Source organism: Pantoea sp. FN0305 (assembly GCF_050113845.1).
GTDB lineage: Bacteria > Pseudomonadota > Gammaproteobacteria > Enterobacterales > Enterobacteriaceae > Mixta > Mixta alhagi.
Window position 1 is genome coordinate 1 of sequence record NZ_JBNJSN010000018.1, and the last position, 17,843, is coordinate 17,843.

15 protein-coding genes and 3 pseudogenes are annotated in these 17,843 nt (G+C 49.9%); 17 read left to right on the forward strand and 1 reads right to left on the reverse strand.

The genetic code is table 11. The features are described from left to right. The 10 genes from ACQE3Y_RS20300 to ACQE3Y_RS20345 form a co-directional block, all read left to right on the forward strand. Positions 1-999 (forward strand): type VI secretion system Vgr family protein (locus tag ACQE3Y_RS20300; RefSeq protein ID WP_426982390.1); only part of this gene is annotated, 999 nt, incomplete at its 5' end. 2 nt (positions 1,000-1,001) lie between these two features. Beyond that, positions 1,002-2,156 (forward strand): DUF2169 family type VI secretion system accessory protein, encoded by a 1,155-nt coding sequence (locus tag ACQE3Y_RS20305; protein WP_426982391.1) that lies wholly within the window; start codon positions 1,002-1,004, stop codon positions 2,154-2,156. Next, positions 2,149-3,417 (forward strand): PAAR-like domain-containing protein, encoded by a 1,269-nt coding sequence (locus ACQE3Y_RS20310; RefSeq protein ID WP_426982392.1) that lies wholly within the window; start codon positions 2,149-2,151, stop codon positions 3,415-3,417. The genes ACQE3Y_RS20305 and ACQE3Y_RS20310 overlap by 8 nt, the downstream gene beginning before the upstream one ends. 96 nt (positions 3,418-3,513) lie before the next feature. After that, a complete protein-coding gene (locus ACQE3Y_RS20315) occupies positions 3,514-4,194 on the forward strand; it encodes an ankyrin repeat domain-containing protein (RefSeq protein WP_426982393.1) in 681 nt (226 codons plus the stop codon). Between the two features lie 117 nt (positions 4,195-4,311). Beyond that, positions 4,312-4,545, forward strand: a complete 234-nt coding sequence (locus ACQE3Y_RS20320) for a hypothetical protein (RefSeq protein WP_426982395.1) — start codon at positions 4,312-4,314, stop codon at positions 4,543-4,545. Positions 4,546-4,581: 36 nt separating this feature from the next. Further along, a complete protein-coding gene (locus ACQE3Y_RS20325; protein ID WP_426982406.1) occupies positions 4,582-5,064 on the forward strand; it encodes an ankyrin repeat domain-containing protein in 483 nt (160 codons plus the stop codon). 109 nt (positions 5,065-5,173) lie between these two features. Then, a complete protein-coding gene (locus tag ACQE3Y_RS20330; protein ID WP_426982396.1) occupies positions 5,174-5,854 on the forward strand; it encodes an ankyrin repeat domain-containing protein in 681 nt (226 codons plus the stop codon). A gap of 186 nt (positions 5,855-6,040) precedes the next feature. Next, positions 6,041-6,442 (forward strand): hypothetical protein, encoded by a 402-nt coding sequence (locus ACQE3Y_RS20335; protein WP_426982397.1) that lies wholly within the window; start codon positions 6,041-6,043, stop codon positions 6,440-6,442. Between the two features lie 68 nt (positions 6,443-6,510). Next, a complete protein-coding gene (locus tag ACQE3Y_RS20340; RefSeq protein ID WP_426982398.1) occupies positions 6,511-10,416 on the forward strand; it encodes an RHS repeat-associated core domain-containing protein in 3,906 nt (1,301 codons plus the stop codon). Between the two features lie 2 nt (positions 10,417-10,418). Then, complete coding sequence (locus ACQE3Y_RS20345; RefSeq protein ID WP_426982399.1) at positions 10,419-10,751, forward strand: hypothetical protein; 333 nt, start codon at positions 10,419-10,421, stop codon at positions 10,749-10,751. A 46-nt stretch (positions 10,752-10,797) separates the two neighbouring features. On the opposite strand, the gene ACQE3Y_RS20350 is transcribed toward ACQE3Y_RS20345, so the two are convergent. After that, positions 10,798-10,941: a DUF7706 family protein gene (locus ACQE3Y_RS20350; protein WP_426982400.1), complete on the reverse strand. Its 144-nt coding sequence runs from the start codon at positions 10,939-10,941 to the stop codon at positions 10,798-10,800. A 136-nt stretch (positions 10,942-11,077) separates the two neighbouring features. Here ACQE3Y_RS20350 and ACQE3Y_RS20355 point away from each other — a divergent pair. From ACQE3Y_RS20355 to ACQE3Y_RS20385, 7 genes and pseudogenes are all read left to right on the forward strand, one after another. Continuing rightward, a pseudogene (locus ACQE3Y_RS20355) lies at positions 11,078-11,893 on the forward strand (RHS repeat-associated core domain-containing protein); the annotation flags it as partial. A gap of 96 nt (positions 11,894-11,989) precedes the next feature. Then, positions 11,990-12,223, forward strand: a pseudogene (locus tag ACQE3Y_RS20360) (HNH/endonuclease VII fold putative polymorphic toxin); the annotation flags it as partial. After that, the gene (locus tag ACQE3Y_RS20365; protein WP_426982402.1) at positions 12,208-12,663 is read left to right on the forward strand and encodes a hypothetical protein; all 456 of its coding nucleotides are present in this window, start codon (positions 12,208-12,210) and stop codon (positions 12,661-12,663) included. The pseudogene ACQE3Y_RS20360 and the gene ACQE3Y_RS20365, both read left to right, overlap by 16 nt. Before the next feature lie 168 nt (positions 12,664-12,831). Beyond that, positions 12,832-13,842 (forward strand): annotated as a pseudogene (locus ACQE3Y_RS20370) (RHS repeat-associated core domain-containing protein); the annotation flags it as partial. Beyond that, entirely contained in the window at positions 13,839-14,285 is a 447-nt protein-coding gene (locus tag ACQE3Y_RS20375; protein ID WP_426982403.1) for a type IV secretion protein Rhs, read from the forward strand. The pseudogene ACQE3Y_RS20370 and the gene ACQE3Y_RS20375, both read left to right, overlap by 4 nt. 700 nt (positions 14,286-14,985) lie before the next feature. After that, positions 14,986-16,080: an ADP-ribosylarginine hydrolase Tri1 gene (gene tri1, locus ACQE3Y_RS20380; RefSeq protein ID WP_426982404.1), complete on the forward strand. Its 1,095-nt coding sequence runs from the start codon at positions 14,986-14,988 to the stop codon at positions 16,078-16,080. A gap of 426 nt (positions 16,081-16,506) precedes the next feature. Then, on the forward strand, positions 16,507-17,843 hold a 1,337-nt coding region (locus ACQE3Y_RS20385; RefSeq protein ID WP_426982405.1), incomplete at its 3' end, for a type VI secretion system Vgr family protein.

Consider the following 17,843-nt stretch of genomic DNA (forward strand, 5'->3'; position numbering starts at 1 on the left):
ACCGACCGCTACGGGCGCATCAAGGTGAAGTTCCACTGGGACCGGGAGTCGAAGGGAGACGAGACGAGCTCGTGCTGGGTGCGGGTGTCGAGCGCGTGGGCGGGCCAGGGCTACGGCGGTGTGCAGATACCGCGGGTGAACGACGAGGTGGTGGTGGACTTCATCAACGGTGACCCGGACCGTCCGATAGTGACGGGCCGGGTGTACAACGCGGCGAGCATGCCGCCGTGGCCGCTGCCGGGGGCGGCGACGCAGATGGGGTTCATGAGCCGGTCAAAGGACGGGACGCCGGACAACGCCAACGTGCTGCGCTTTGAGGACCGGGCGGGGCAAGAGCAGGTGTGGATCCATGCTGAAAGGAACATGGATACAGAAGTAGAAAATGATGAAACTCACCTTGTGGGTAATAACCGAAACAAAACTATTGTCGGTAATGAAACAACTCAGGTGAAGAAAAATCGCACCGAAACGGTCGAACAAAATGAAACAATCACCGTACACCAAAATCGCAACGAAACCGTGGATGGTAATGAAACTATTACCGTGCATGCTAACCGTACCGAGACTGTCGACAAGAATGAAAATATTCGTATCGGGCAGAACCAGTCTGTGACTGTTAATGGTAATCAGACACTGAACGTTGATCAGGCTAAAAGCGAGACAATTACCCTGGCATCGATGTTAAATGTTGGCCTGGCGCAAAATACCAATATTGGTGGTGCCTATATGCTCAATGTTGGCGCTGGTTGGGTGACTACCGTGGGCGCGATGCAAATGCACAATGTTGGTTTGAAATATTCCCTCAATGCCGGAAGAGATATAGCACTTAACGCGGGCACAACGGCCGAAGTAAGCGCGGAAGAAAAAATTACGCTGGTTTGTGGAGAGTCGATGATCATTCTGGAGCAGAACGGCACTATTACTCTCAGTGCTAATAAGATCAAGTTAGTTGGTGAAAAGGTTGTCGATATTGACGGAACAGAGATACATATCAACTAATTATGGAAAATTTCATTAACCTTAGCGCTTTCCCGGCCATGCTGTTTGAGTCATTTGATCAGTACGATCATGCTTTTAGCGTTATTGCCGCACGTATCAGTTATGACCTGGATATACAGTCCGGTTCGCTGACGCTGTGTGCGGATCAACCTGAGCTGATCGAGCAGGATGATTATTATGGCGAACCGGGCAAAAGCTCAGTGCGCTTTGAAAGTGACCTGGCGCCCTGGAAGCCCCGGCTGGATGTAGTCATTAATGGCACGGCATGGGCACCGGGCGATAAACCGGCACGTGAGTTTACCGTAGGCGCGCAGATTGGTGATTTCACAAGACTGTTACGCATTTACGGACCGCGTGAATGGCGAAAAATGATAGCAGGCTGGAGCCTGTCTTCTGCGAAACCTATCGTCTCTCTGCCGCTACGTTATGAATATGCTGCCGGAGGGTGCTATACCGTTCCGAATGGTAAAGAATACGCCTCGCCCGCTAATACGGTAGGAATGGGCTGGTACAGCGCGGAATGTTTGAAAAAAATTCATCAACAGCGTTTGCCTGCGCCGCAGATTGAGCTTTTGCCTCAGCCGATAAAGCATATTGATGAGGTTAGCCTGCCGGCTGGATTTGGCTTTTTTGGGCGCGGCTGGCAGGGCAGGATCGAGCAAGCGGGTACCTATGACGAAGCCTGGCAGCGAGACCGTCACCCTTTTCTTCCGGCTGACTTTCGTTTTGATTATTGGTGTGGTGCCCATCCGTGGATGCAGTTTCCCTTACCGCAACCCTTACAATCGGTGCCGATTAAACTGAAATACCTCATCAGCGCCCAGGAAAAAAGCGATCAGGAAGTCGCTTTTCATGTGCCGGTCGAATCGTTATTTATTTTTTTGACCACGGTACAAGGGGCGGGTGTAGCGAAGGACATGCAGCTCGATACGTTGGTTATCGATTTGCCGCAGCGCAAGGTCCACTGTACTTATCGCGCAGTAGTTTCTGAAAATATGGAGCCGGTCATGACAGAACTCCGTTTTATTCAGCGTAGCGACAGAGATAGCATGTTAAAACATGCAGCAGCACTGAGTGCCGACCCTTTGAGTAACGAATTTATGCCGCTTCCGCCTTCGCTGGCTGCTAAATTATCGCAGGGGAATGATCATGGCTGAAAACTATGCAGCCCGCAAAGAGGGTAAGTATAAAATCGTTGGCCTGGCACCTGATGTGTGTGCCACGCCAGGTGCCTCATCCCCGGTGCCCTATCCTGTGATCTCAACGCTCGATCCGGCGAAAAGTACGGTTGATTCTGTACTCTTTAGCGGTAAACCTGCCTTTGTTCATGATATGAGCTTCAGCCCAGTCACTATTGGAGATGCGGCAGGGAGTGATAAGGGCGTCGTCAGCGGCACAGTGGAAGGGGATTGCTGGTCCATTGAACACAGCCCCGATACCTGGGTCGGCGGGCTTCCGCTTAATCGTATTCAGGATCTGTTTGCGATGAACGGCAAGGCCGTGGGTGGGCGTGGCGGCAATCTGACGAAAAAAGAAGCCTGGGAAAGACGTAAACAACTTATCGCAAAGGGTAAACAAAGCAGCGACCCTAAGGTACGCGCTGCGGCTGAACGTCTGGAACTGAATAATACTGGGATAGAAAAAGCGCGGCTAGCTGATTATATTTATGAGCCGCGTAACCCTGATTTGCCTACGCCTCCGGTGCCGGAAGGCTGGAAGGATATCAGCGATGATCCTGAAGCTTTGGCGAAACTAAGCCTGCACCCGGAAGATCTCAAAGTTGAAAATGAACCCGGTTTTCGTTCCCGCGTATATGCTCCTGATGAGAATATTTTTGGCAAAGATATGTCTGCTTCTGTTGTTTTTCGCGGAACACGAATGAAGGAAGGGGTTGACTGGAAAAATAATTTTCAGCAGGGGGTGAATATGCAGTCGAACTATTATAAGCAGGCTGTTCAAATCGGAACCGCAGTACAGCGCTCTCCTGCACCTGTTGATATAGTGGGCCATTCCTTAGGGGGTGGATTAGCATCCTCAGCTTCAAGGGCCAGCGGAAAACCAGGCTGGACCTTTAATGCCGCAGGACTGCACAAAGAAACCGTTGAAAAATATGGCGGTAGTGAATTTAAGCCTGAAAAAGGTAAAGAGTATATTACGGCGTATCGTGTTAAAGGCGAAGTGTTAACTTCTGTTCAGGAACCTGGATTTTGGGGAGGAGCCGGTATCCTGTTGGTTACGGGTATGGCTGGTGCTGGCTTACTGGGCTTAAAGCTAGTGAATGCGCCCACAGCTGTAGGAATCCATCATGACCTTGAGGGCGGCACTGGCAATATGGTTGACAAGCATGGTATGGATCAGGTTATTCGCTGTATAGAACAGGAAAAGGCAACGGATGAAGCGATATTGTCAGCTCAATAAGGTCATTCTATGAAAAATCTTTTCGCTATCAGAAAATACAGTTTAACTCTCTTATGGACAGCGCTGAGCCTGTTTGCAATTTCAGGATGTAACGCAATGAAAATTTATCCTCCCGAAGATTTTTTCCATGGCACTCAGCTTACGCTGGCGCAAAGCATTTATCAGGGCGATCTGGCATCGGTAAAGCAGCAGGCGAGCGTGACCGAGCTTAACAAACCCGGCAAGCAGGATATGACGATGCTTTTTTACGCCCTGCAGTGCGCGCAGGGTGAAAAGAAACAACAGCTGGCGATAATGAGTGAGCTGGTAAGGCAGGGAGCCGATCCTCTACAGAATGTTCCCGATATGGGGAGTGTAGCGGGTGTAACGGCCAGATCGTCCTCACCAGTGTATATGGAGGCTTTGCTTGATGGTGGTATGAGCCCTAACGTAGAAATAATGAAACGCCCTGTTTTTTTTAAAGCGGCTTCAGATAATACTTTGAAAACAATGGATTTGATGGTCAGGCGAGGCGCGAATATTAATCAAAGCGATAATTTAGGTCGAACGGTTCTTATGCATGCGCTGGATGGTATGCAGCTTGATACCGTTGTCTGGCTGCTTAAACATGGTGCCGATCCGCATGCAGTGGAAACCAACAGCGGCTGGTCGTTTGCGCGTCAACTGGCGTATGTTGTAAAACGCAACGACGGCCAGAAAGGCCCCACGCTCGATAAGCTCAACGAAATTATCGACCTGGTAAAACAGGCGGGCGTAAGCTGGCCGCCAGCGCAATAAGCCACCCATCCCGTTGATAAACATAGTATGACGCAAGTTATCAGGTGCATTGAAAAAGAAAAAGAAAGCGATGAAGTGGTTTTAAGAGAGAAATAATAATAAAGAGGAAGCTGCATTATGCGTTTTTTTAAAATAAAGTTGTCTTTTTTCTTTGTTTTATTATTATTCTCGTTAAGTGGTGGTTGTGAAATGAAAAGTTATAACGCAGAGGATTTCTTTAGTGGAACGCAGTTGCAACTTGCTCAGGCAATAAGCAATAATAATTTGGAAGAAGTAAAAATACTGGCAAAAACAACGGAATTAAATAAGCCAGGCAAACAGGATATGACGCTGCTTTTTTTTGCGGCTTAGGATGCTTTAAAAAAAGGAAGGTCTCGGCTTGATATTATATCTTCTTTAGTCGCATCAGGAGCTAACCCTACGCAACCGGTGCCGGGTATGGAAAGTCTTACTGTTATGGCTGCAAGAGCAGAGGATGATATATTAATAAAAGCTCTTCTCGATGGAGGGATGAGTCCTGATGCCAAATATAAAACCACTCCTATTATATTTTATGCAGCATCGCAATCATCCGGATCTACACTTAAAACTCTTGTTGAACGTGGTGCTGATATCAATCAATGCGATAGCCTTGAGCAAAATGCATTAATTGAGGCTCTGGCAAACATGGAGTTGGATAACGTTATTTGGCTCCTTAATCAAGGGGCAAACCCAATGCAAAAGACTATCAATGGATGGGGGTTTGGTAATATGTTGAAAAACGTTATTTCCCGCGAGGAAGAAAATGCCGCAGCGCAAGATAAGCTCCAGACTATCAGAACACTGGCAATATACAAAGGGATGAAATGGCCACCTGACAATCATAATTGACATGTATTTACTATCTTATAGGGCTTCCTGTGCCTGGAGTGATGTCTCAATGCGCATCATTTATATAATTATACTTGCCCTGACTATATTTATACCTGTATGTAACGCAATGAAAATTTATCCTCCCGAAGATTTTTTCCATGGCACTCAGCTTACGCTGGCGCAAAGCATTTATCAGGGCGATCTGGCATCGGTAAAGCAGCAGGCGAGCGTGACCGAGCTTAACAAACCCGGCAAGCAGGATATGACGATTCTGTTTTACGCCCTGCATTGTGCACAGGGAAAAAAGAAACAGCAGCTGGCCATCATGAGCGAACTGGTAAGGCAGGGGGCCGATCCGCTGCAGAATGTTCCCGATATGGGCAGTGTAGCGGGTGTAACGGCCAGATCGTCCTCACCAGTGTATATGGAGGCTTTGCTTGATGGTGGTATGAGTCCTAATGCTGCGGTTCAGAAAAGCCCTATCTTTTATTATTCCGCCTCGGATAATACCCTGAATACATTATCCTTAATGATTCAGCGTGGCGCTAATATCAATCAAAGCGATAATTTAGGCAGAACGGTTCTTATGGAAGCACTGGATGGTATGCAGCTTGATACCGTTGTCTGGCTGCTTAAGCATGGTGCCGATCCGCACGCGGTGGAAACCAACAGCGGCTGGTCGTTTGCGCGTCAACTGGCGTATGTTGTAAAACGCAACGACGGCCAGAAAGGCCCCACGCTCGATAAGCTCAACGAAATTATCGACCTGGTAAAACAGGCGGGCGTAAGCTGGCCGCCAGCGCATTGAATCGCATATTAAAAGGCCATTGAGACGTATTCCTTTGGCTTTTATTAATCGTTTACTGATCATCCATTAATGCCTCTGTATTTATGCTGCCATATTCGGCGGCCCACGTGATAAGTCATAAATAATCAGAAACGCCTGTTTTACATTATTTGATGTTTTTATTAATTAGATGTAAGCGGTAATGATATGAATATAATTATGCTTGTATTAAAAGTGGCTACTTGCGTGGCGAATTTCGCGCTTTCCGTATGGCTGCAATTCATTATGGCGAGTGGTTTGTTCTGGATGGTTATCTCTGGTGTCGGTATGAAGAGACATGACTGGGGTAAATGGTTAATAGAGTTCAAGCCGATCTTAATGCTCTATGCGCTTAATGGCGTAGTAATAGTCATTTGTGGCTTATTGGTAGCCTGGAATTACCTGGATAAATGCAAAGCTGCTTGTTTGTCTCTGGCTGTGTTGCAGCTGCCGTTTTTTTATTTCATGGCGAAAACCACGTATGGCGATATCTTCTTCGCTCCGGTTGTCTGGGCTGCAGCGATAGCCTCTGGCGCTGGCTTAGCAAGTAATTATCTTAAGCTCAGGTGAATCGCTAATTTAACTGGCTGTTTACTGAGTAACTTATCGTTTTATTCATTATTGCAGGGAGCCCTCCGATGGCAACCGGAAATACCATTGGTAAATTACAATATGCGCCTGCGCCGCAGGGGAACGTTGCGGCAGGAAGTGCGAATCCACCTAAAAAGAAAAGCTGGTGGAGTAGTTACGGTGACTGGGTGCATACCGGGCTGGATGTATTAGGCGCAGTACCCATTGTCGGCGTGGTTGCCGATGGGGCTAATGCGGCAATCTATACTGCCGAAGGCGATTACGGCAACGCAGCATTGTCTGCGGCATCAGCCGCCGCAAATTTTGTGCCCGGAGGCGGAGCCGCATTCAAAGCAGGTAAGCTGGCGGCAAAAACAGGCAAAGCGCTGGAAGCGGCAAAAGCAGGAAAAGCCGTAGCCAAAGAAGGCGCTGAGCTGACTGAAAAGGCTATCGCAAAAAGCGAGCAAGCTGCTGCGAAAGCCGAGGGAAAAGTTGCTAAAGGAGAAACAGAGTCAGTTTTACAGGCCAAGAAAGCTGGCAGCGAAAAAGGGGGCAGTAATAAAGGCAAAGGTGGCAAAAAACAGACGGAAAGTTGTAAAAATGGCCTGCTGGTTGGAAATCCCGTTAACCCGCTGCTCGGCATCAAGGTACTGGTAGGAGATGACGATCTTGATTTTGCTTTCCCGGCAGCAGTGCCGCTTAACTGGCAACGCCATTACTATTCTGACGAGATAGCGAATGGTTGGCTTGGACAAGGGTGGTTTTTGCCTTTTTCGCCGGAAATTCGCGAAACGCATGAGGTTCTGCGTTATATCGATGAACAAGGACGCGAAATCGATTTTCCTCGCATCGCTCCCGGCTTGCCAGCTCGCCTGCATCGCTATGAGCAGCTTACCTTGTCACAGCCGAAGCAAGGACTTTATCGTCTGTCGACCTCTGACGAGCAACGTCACTGGCTGTTCAGCCAGGAAGCGGAGGCCGGGCGCTTTCTAATGACAGCGATGGAAGATGCGCATGGTAATCAGCTTACTATCCATTATGACCACAACAACTTACCGGCGGAAATCATTGACAGTGCCGGACGTCGTTTTCTGATCCAGTTTGCCGATCTCCGCCTGGCGAGTGGAGAGAATGTCAGTCGTATCGTAACCGTTAGCTGCTGTCATCCTTCCGAGCCGGAGCTACCAGAAATCCTCTGCCGCTATGACTATTCGGATGAGGGCGATTTAATTGCTGTACGTAATGGTAAAGATGAAATTGTCAGAGATTTCCGGTATCGCAATCATATTATGGTGGCGCATCGCCTGGCAGGCGAAATGGCCTGTTTTTATCATTACGACCGTCACGATATACATGGCAAAGTGCTGGCGCACCGCGATAGCCTTGGCCAGACCTGGCAATTTGACTATCAGCCAAATGCCACGCTTGTTACTGATGTGCTGGGCCGCAAAACGCGTTACGAGTTTGATGATAATCATGAACTAACTGCGCTTGTTGATGCCCTCGGAGGAATCACGCGTATTAAACGAAATGCGCGTGGGCAAGCCATTGCGGTTACCGATCCGGCTGGGCGTATTACCCGTTATCGCTATGACGAACGCGGGAACTGTACGGCAGTTATTTCGCCTGACGGGGGAATGACGCGCATTGATTTTCACCCCTACTGGAACAGGCCGGTGCGTATTACCGATATGCTCGGCGCATCACGTGAATTTACCTGGGATGTGGCAGGTAATCTGATACGTGAAATGGATGAGCTGGGCCGTATCACGGAATATAACCATGATGATGCCGGTAATCTGGTACGCATTCGCGACGCGGCTTCGGGCATTCAAACATTTAACTGGAACGCGGCAGGATTTCTTTTATCTCATACGGATTGTTCCGGTCGAACCACACAATACAGTTATGACAAATATGGCTGGCTTAAAACCCGGACTGATGCGGCTGGCAATATTACCACCTGGCAACATAACGCTGACGGATTACCGGTAAAGGTATGTCATGCTGATGGCGGTACGGAAATTTATGATTATGACCGTTATCGTCGTCTGGTGAGTTTTACCAGCGCAGAAGGCCAGCGCACCCAGTGGGAGCTGGGCGGCGATGGTTTGCCTGAGGCGCGTATCGACGCGCCTGGTCACCGCATCACTTATCAATACGACGAGGCTCGTCGGCTTACCGGTCTGGTTAATGAAAATGGCGTACGCTATGAGATGACATATGACGCACTGGATAATCTTATTCGCGAGTGCGGCTTCGATGGGCGGCAAATCGCTTATGAATATGATGCTGGTGGCTGGCCCGTTGCGCGTAAAGAATATGGCAACACCGGAAAGGAAAGCGTGATTCATACCCGCTGGCAGCGTGACGCAGCCGGACGTCTGCTGGAGAAGCTGGTGGCTCAGGGCAGCACGCGCCGCTGGCAGCGTACCCGTTATCGTTACGATGCGAACGGTCGCCTTGTCGCCGGGATCAATGCAGGCGGGCGCGTGGAGCTGGAGTGGGATGCCGCCGGCCAACTGGTAAAAGAACAGACGTTAACGCGCGGGAAAACCGTGGCCCTGCATCATCAGTATGATGAACTGGGCAACCGTACCGTCACTGTTTTGCCTGACGGGCGTGAAATCAAAAACTTCTATTACGGCAGCGGGCATCGTATTCAGGTGAACTGGGGCCAGCGGGTTATCAGCGAGAGCGAGCGTGACGCCCTGCACCGGGAAGTCCGCCGCACCCAGGGCATACTGACCAGCGAATATGTACACGATGAGGCTGGTCGCCTGATAAGCCAGCGGGCGAGTTACAAAAATCAATTAGTGGTAGGACGTGAATATGCGTGGCGGCGCGACGGGCAGTTAAAACAGATGACGGACAGCCGTAGCGGGATGCACCGCTACGCCTACGATGCACTGGGCAGGCTCACACAGGCCGGAGGCGAACGGTTTGCCTTCGACCCCGCCCATAATCTGCTGGAGCAGGAAAATGCGCCGCCGCTGACAGATAACCGCCTGCGGGTACTTGGTGAATGCCGCTGGGACTACGACGCGCACGGCAACGTCACGGAGAAACGCACCGGTCGCCATACCACGCAGCGTTTCCGCTGGAACGCGGAGCATCAGCTGACGGAGGCGGTGAGCCGGCGCAACGGTACGGAACAGCGAACCCGGTACGGCTACGATGCGTTCGGACGCCGCAGCTGGAAGCAGGACGCCTCTGGGGTGACGCACTTTATCTGGGACGGCAACCGGCTGCTGAGCGAGGAGCGGGGCAACCAGCAGCACATCTGGATTTATGAAGATGAAGGCTTTGTGCCGCTGGCGCAAATCAGTACGCAGCGCGGGGAAAGTGAGCATGACGCCCGGGTGTACTGGTATCACAACGACCCGGCGGGGCTGCCACGTGAACTGACCGGGGTGACGGGCGACATCGCATGGCAGGCGGACTACCGCGCCTGGGGCAGAACCGTGCGGGTGGAAGCGGGGCGGAAGGGCGCAGAGCCGGTGCATCAGCCTCTGCGTTTTCAGGGGCAGTATTACGATGCGGAGACCGGTTTGCACTATAACCGGTTCCGGTACTATGATCCGGATGCGGGGCGTTTTATCAGCCAGGATCCGATAGGGCTGGCGGGGGGGATAAACCTTTATCAGTATGCGCCTAATCCACTGGGGTGGATTGATCCGCTGGGGTTACGTAAGTGCTCGTCTTCGCGAAAACCTAAAAAAGTAAAATCAAAGTCAACAGGAAGAACTAAAGTAAGAAATAAAAATGAAGAATTTGCAATGGATCATGTAAAGAAACATCCAGAGAATGGATTGGAAATAATTAAGTCTGATCAAATTGGTGACCCTCATTTTAAAGGAAAAGGTTGGTCAAAAATGGAACAAAAAATTAATGGCGTGAATGTTCACTACATGGCAAAAATAGATGAAACGGGTAAAATGACCCATGTAACTGATTTTAAAATAAAAGATTAATTATGAAATTTATTTATAAAAATGATAAAGGGAAGGATGACCATTGGAAACAATGTGAGAAAAATCATGCTCCTTTTATAGAGCTAAATAGAGTTAGCAATGAATGTATTAATGTTTTCTATGATATAACAAACTACCAACTTGATTTAGAGGAAATATCCAATGATATCAAGGGATTATATTCGGCGTATATAGAATTTTTTATGTTTTCCAATCCTATGATTAAGGATTTATATGATCAATATTATTTCTTTAATTTTATAGTAAAAAGCGAACATGCTGAATTTTTGGCAGAAAAATTATACGATTACCTTTTATTTCGGTTGAATGGTTAGTAAAAATCCGGAAAGATCCCCTTATCCTTCCGGCTATTTTTAGCTGCTACCGTGGTGCAAACTCCGCCTCAGCCAGTGCGTTATGGAGCTTATGCACGGCGTCTTTAATCTCATAAGTTTCATCATCACTGACCGCACCGGCACGCAGTTCAGACCAGCTCAGGTGCTTGACCAACTGGGCTAATGCCATTGCGTCGGTATGGGGTTAAGTTAATGTTGTGTAAATCGGTAATGGCAATGCTCATGGTAACTACCTCGAGTTTATTAGGATACTTAATAAGTAAAGTGATAACGGCGCGGTGGCGGTTTAACACTTCAACTGCCGTAGCGGCGCGCACCGCTACGCTTACGATGCACTGGGCAGGCTCACACAGGCCGAAGGCGAACGGTTTGCCTTCGACCCCGCCCATAATCTGCTGGAGCAGGAAAATGCGCCGCCGCTGACGGATAACCGTCTGCGGGTACTTGGTGACTGCCGCTGGGACTACGATGCTCACGGCAATGTCACGGAGAAACGCACCGGTCGCCATACCACGCAGCGTTTCCGCTGGAACGCGGAGCATCAGCTGGCGGAGGCGGTGAGCCGGCGCAACGGTACGGAACAGCGCACCCGGTACGGCTACGATGCGTTCGGACGCCGCAGCTGGAAGCAGGACGCCTTCGGGGTGACGCACTTTATCTGGGACGGCAACCGGCTGCTGAGCGAGGAGCGGGGCAACCAGCAGCACATCTGGATTTATGAAGATGAAGGCTTTGTGCCGCTGGCGCAAATCAGTACGCAGCGCGGGGAAAGTGAGCATGACGCCCGGGTGTACTGGTATCACAACGACCAGGCGGGGCTGCCGCGCGAGCTGACCGGAATGGCGGGTGAGCGGGTGTGGCAGGCAGACTACCGCGCCTGGGGGAATACCGTGCGGGTGGAAGCGGGGCGGAAGGGCGCAGAGCCAGTGCATCAGCCTCTGCGATTTCAGGGGCAGTATTACGATGCGGAAACCGGTTTGCACTATAACCGGTTCCGGTACTATGATCCGGATGCGGGGCGTTTTATCAGCCAGGATCCGATAGGGCTGGCGGGCGGGATAAACCTTTATCAGTATGCGCCTAATCCGCTGGGGTGGATTGATCCGCTGGGGTTGAGTAAATTACCCTCAACATTTAAGGCTCAATTTAGAGCAGCAAAGAGGAATTTAGGGATATCAAAGAATACTAATACGCCTGTGCCCGTTAAGGTTTATGATAATAAATATGAGAATCGAACTGTTTGGCAGTTTAATACAAATGACGGGGAAAAATATATTATTATGCATGAAGAAGATAAGTTTGGACGCGGTCCTCATTTGCATACCGCTGATGACTTACATGGGTCTCCTTTACAACCAAGGTTACGATATAACCAACATGCAGGGCACTATCCTGAGGACGTTGAAGGCATCAAAGATATGAAGGGGAAGAAAAAATGTCGATCACTTTAAAAGAAAAGCTCAAGGCGGCGAAACAAGAAAAAGAAAGAAATAATATTAAGGATGATGTTATAAAATCAAATAACTTGCTTATAAATGATGTTGATTTTATAGAGGTTCCATATCAAGAGATGATCATAGAACTTGAAGGGAAAGGTCTGGAGTTACAAAGAGATAATCATGATGTTCATAGTCAATATAGTAACTATCAAAAATTTATAGAAAGAGTTCCAAGCGAAGGTAACGTTTTTTTATATTGTTCGGGAAAAGATATGTATTATTTTATAAGTGTCTCAAATAGAATATTGAAATCTAACCCAAAATATTTTTGGGAAAGTTCTCTTTTGCATTTCTCCAGTCAAGATAGAATCTTTATAGATAGTAAAAAAAAATATGGTTTTGCAGTATTAACTGGCGAGTATGGAATTGAAACTTGTCAATGGGGATTTTAATATAAAGCATTTAGAGGTTGTGTTCTCTCATTGATATTATAGCTGTTTCGTAAAAATTAGTTGCCAGACAGCTTTGTTCAGTATTATGGCATCGCGTTCTTGAACATAGTCCTTATTTTGCAATTCTCTTCCTTCACTGTTTTAAGCACAGCAACATTGGAAACCCCTGATAACCATTTATACATTTTGGGCGACTGCCGCCGGGACTACGACGCTCACGGCAACGTCACGGAGAAACGCACCGGTCGCCATACCACGCAGCGTTTCCGCTGGAACGCGGAGCATCAGCTGGCGGAGGCGGTGAGCCGGCGCAACGGTACGGAACAGCGAACCCGGTACGGCTACGATGCGTTCGGACGCCGCAGCTGGAAGCAGGACGCCTTCGGGGTGACGCACTTTATCTGGGACGGGAACCGGCTGCTGAGCGAGGAGCGGGGCAACCAGCAGCACATCTGGATTTATGAAGATGAAGGCTTTGTGCCGCTGGCGCAAATCAGCACGCAGCGCGGGGAAAGTGAGCATGACGCCCGGGTGTACTGGTATCATAACGACCCGGCGGGGCTGCCACGTGAACTGACCGGGGGGACGGGCGAGCGGGTGTGGCAGGCAGACTATCGCGTCTGGGGCAATACGCTGCGGGTGGAGACGGCGGAACAGGCGGAACCGGTGCATCAGCCGCTGCGCTTCCAGGGGCAGTATTACGATGCGGAGACCGGTTTGCACTACAACCGGTTCCGGTACTATGATCCGGATGCGGGACGTTTTATCAGCCAGGATCCGATAGGGCTGGCGGGCGGGATAAACCTGTACCAGTATGCGCCTAATCCACTGGGGTGGATTGATCCGCTGGGGCTGAGTAGGTGTGAGAAGAAAGAAAAAGATTCTTACGAGCAAGCCAGAAATAAAGCAATTAAATGGTTAGAAGAACGGGGGTTCAAAGCTGAAAAAGTTAATACTGGTAAATTCGGTTCGACAAGAGGTAGGCCTGTCGGAATGACTACAGCTGATGGAAAGACGGGGTTTAGAATAGAGTATGACGAGCGGAGCGGTGCCCATATCAACGTATTTAGCGGTAAAGATAAAGGTGAGCATTTCCTGTTTGATGTAACTGAATCTACCGTTACAAAGCTCCAAGATTTATTTAACTTACCATCAAAGCCTTGGAGGAAATCCTCATGATACTTGATGATGAAATTAAAGAGAAAATATTTTTACTTCCTGACCCCCCAGAGATAATAGATGACATGGAATTTGTTATCGATGATTTGTCTAATAATTTCCAATGGATTGGTTCTAAAATTGATTGGACTAATACAAATAATCATAAAATGCTTGAGTTGTGCGGGGATTATTCAAATTGGGTTGATGAGATAAATTGCTTTATCCGTAAAAATAATATTGATGAATATATTTTACGAAGTAGTGACATTTTTTATATTAATGACTCATCTTTAGATTTTTCTGTTAAGTTAAATTGCAGGCAATTTTATCCATTTTTAGAAATGGCCATAAAAAATATCCCTCAACATCATTATTTTTTCGATAAAATAAATGGGTGGTGCTTCGTGATTAGCTCTGAGGGATATGCTGACTTCGGATTTTCGCTTAATATTAATAATTAAAGAAAAGATGCTGGGTAAGCTTTTGATTTTACAGTATTTTGTTTCTTAATTTAAATGTAAAGCATTTGGCGAAAATCAGCACGTGGCGTGGGAAATCGAGCATGGCGCGCAGGTGTACAGACGGTGGTGTTAAACTAGATAACCCTAAAATATTTAGGAGGAAGTGATTTGAAACTGCTAAATAACAACGAGAAAATATCTCTATCTGGAGAGAGAGCAATAAATATTCTGATTGAATTGGAGTATATGCTTATCTCGTTAAGAGATATCGCCCGTCATTATTATCACAACTAGCTATTCTGCCGGAAACGATTTATAGATCCTTCCGGCTTTTTATTTTTAGCTGCCCACTGCCCGGCTCAGTCAGCTCTTTTTTATCGCTCTGGTTAATTTCGAAACCAGACTGAGCGACGCGACACGCGATGCGGGCTAACGCAATATTTCCGCTACGATGAGGAAAACCGGGTCAGTGGAACGGGCTGCGGCTGGCGGGCGAGGCGGGCAGCCACGCGCCGGGCAGAAAAATGCAGTACGTTCACAGCGAGGGCTCATGGGAGCGGCTGGCGCAGGTGAACTTCCGCTACGACCCGCAGGGATAGCGCATCATCAAAACGCGACGGCAGACACTGAACGGTCAGCTGGCGGTCAGTGTGACTGTCACGTACTTTTATGCCTTACTGCTTCATTACAAGGAAAGATGATGATTGATTTACGAGAATCAGAATTTAAAATTTCTATTTATATTCAAAAATATCAGCACCTTATGCCTGTAGCATCCCGCGGGTTACAGCAACGTTTGGAGTATACTCCCATCGCCCGTGAGTCAGCGGGGGAAGATAAACCTATAAAACCTGAATGGCTCCAAACCAAGTTACAAATAGTTGACGATACTGTCGCTCTTGATAAAGCCAGGGGCGCTTTGGTTGGGCTTGCTGTTGGCGATGCTGTTGGGACAACTCTGGAATTTCTTCCCAGAGATAAAGGAAAAGTTGAAAATATGGTTGGCGGTGGGCCTTTTCATCTTAAACCTGGCGAATGGACTGACGACACATCAATGGCTTTATGTCTGGCTGAAACTTATCTGGAAGCCGGAACAATGGACGTTGATTTGTTTAGAAAAAAGTTAGTGCGCTGGTATCATTATGGTGAAAACAGCTCTAATGGGCGGTGTTTCGATATAGGAAATACTACACGTTTCGCACTTGATGAATATTTAAAACATGGTAAAGGATGGTTTGGTAACACATCTGAAGAAACCGCTGGAAATGCAGGTGTTATTCGTCATGCTCCGGTTGCTATTTTCAGAAGGAAATCTTTCCTGCAAATGTGGAATGATTCAAAAAGCCAGAGTCTGGCAACGCATGGCGCCGTTGAATCAATCAGTAGCTGTCAATTTTTAGGCGCAGTTCTGCATTATCTTTTGAACGGGTACAATAAAGAAGATGCCTTCTCACCTCACGTACTATCATCAGCATTGCGTGTAATGATCATCAACGCAGGCGAGTACAAGCAGAAAACACGCGATCAAATCCGTTCAGGCGGCTACGTTATCGACACGCTTGAAGCGGCGATGTGGGCGGTATGGAACACGGATAACTTCCGCGACGCGATTCTTCTGGCCGCTAACCTGGGCGATGACGCCGACAGCGTGGCCGCCACGGCAGGCCAGATTGCCGGCGCGCTGTATGGTTATTCAGGCATACCGCAGGAGTGGCGCGACAGGCTGGTTCAGGAAAAAAGAATTGCCGCCATGGCGGAAGCGCTGTTCCGGCAGGCACCTGAAGAAACGCTGTAAGATGTTACGCGGATTATTCCCTGAGTCCCGGCCACCTGTCCCGGGCTTAGTGGCTAAATATTTGTAACAGTATTCAGCCGTAGAATATTCAGATGTCGCGACTGCAATAAGCCTTTTCCTGTAGCTGAAGAGATAAGAAAGGATTCTGAAAGCAGCAGGAATAATGAAGCGGAATAAAGAGAAATCATTAAGAAAAAACGTATGCGGTAATTAAGCCGTTACCTGTTTTTGTTGTGGTTATAAACAATGGCTCTTAAGTAAAAACGCTTTTAATAACCCTTAAAGCGTTTCTTTCTGTGGAAAGAATTATTAAGTTTTCAGGTAATGACAACCTGTATCTTTACAGTTTTACCTTTATCAAATCCCTTTCTTTTTTGTATCAACCGCCTGGCACCACGCCGGGCCCGCTGAGCACGGAACTCACCTATGTCTGAACGTATCACCGCACGGCTCCCGCAGGAGGGGCTGCTTTTCTGGAAGCTGGAGGGACGCGAGGCGCTGTCGCATCCCTTCGAACTCACCGTCACGCTGCTGGGCCCCGACGCCCGCGCCGACCGCCACGCGCTGCTGGGCCAGCCGCTGACGCTGGACATCCCCACCGGGCGCTTTCTGGCGGGCACGCGGCACCTCAACGGCAAAATCACGCGGGTGGCGGTGCACAGCGAGGAGCTGGGCGGCACGCGCCACGCGGTGTACACGCTCACGGTGGAGCCGGACCTGTGGCCGATGAAGCGGGACCGCAACGCGCGCATCTTCCAGGGGCAGACGGCGGTGCAGATAATCCATCAGCTGCTGGCGGAGTACGGGGTGCAGGTGGAGGACCGGCTGAAGGCCCGCTACCGGGAGTGGGAGTACTGCGTGCAGTACCAGGAGAGCAGCCTGGACTTCATCAGCCGGCTGATGGAGCTGGAGGGCATCTATTACTGGTTCCGCCACGAGGCGGACCGTCACGTGATGGTGCTGTCGGACGGGCCGGAGGCGCACGGGCCGTGGCCGGGTTACGAGACGATACCCTACCACGTCACGGGCAGCGGCGGGGTGACGTCGGAACAGGGGGTGAGCCACTGGGCGGCGGAGGACCGGGTGACGCCGGGCATCTGCAGCATCGACGACTACGACTTCCGCAAGCCGAACGCGTGGCTGCTGCAGGCGCGGCAGAACCCGGCGGCGCCGCAGCCGGGGAAAACGGAGGTGTATGCGTGGCCGGGACGGTACGTGGAGCACGCCGAGGGCGAGAAGTACGTGCGGGTGCGCCAGGAGGCGTGGCAGGCGTCGCACCGCCAGACGGGGGGCCGGGGCACGGCGCTGGGGCTGGCGCCGGGGTACACCTTCACGCTGCTGAACGCGCCGCACGCGCAGGACAACGGGACGTACCTGACGCTGGAGGCGGGCTACAGGCTGGAGGAGAACCGCTACGCCAGCGGGGAGGGGGAAACGGTGCATGAGATAACGTTCCGGGTGCAGCCGGCGGAGGTGGTGTACCGGAAGGAGGCGGAGACGCCGTGGCCGAAGACGCACGGTCCGCAGACGGCGCGGGTGACGGGGCCGGCGGGGGAGTCGATATACACCGACCGCTACGGGCGCATCAAGGTGAAGTTCCACTGGGACCGGGAGTCGAAGGGAGACGAGACGAGCTCGTGCTGGGTGCGGGTGTCGAGCGCGTGGGCGGGCCAGGGCTACGGCGGGGTGCAGATACCGCGGGTGAACGACGAGGTGGTGGTGGACTTCATCAACGGTGACCCGGACCGTCCGATAGTGACGGG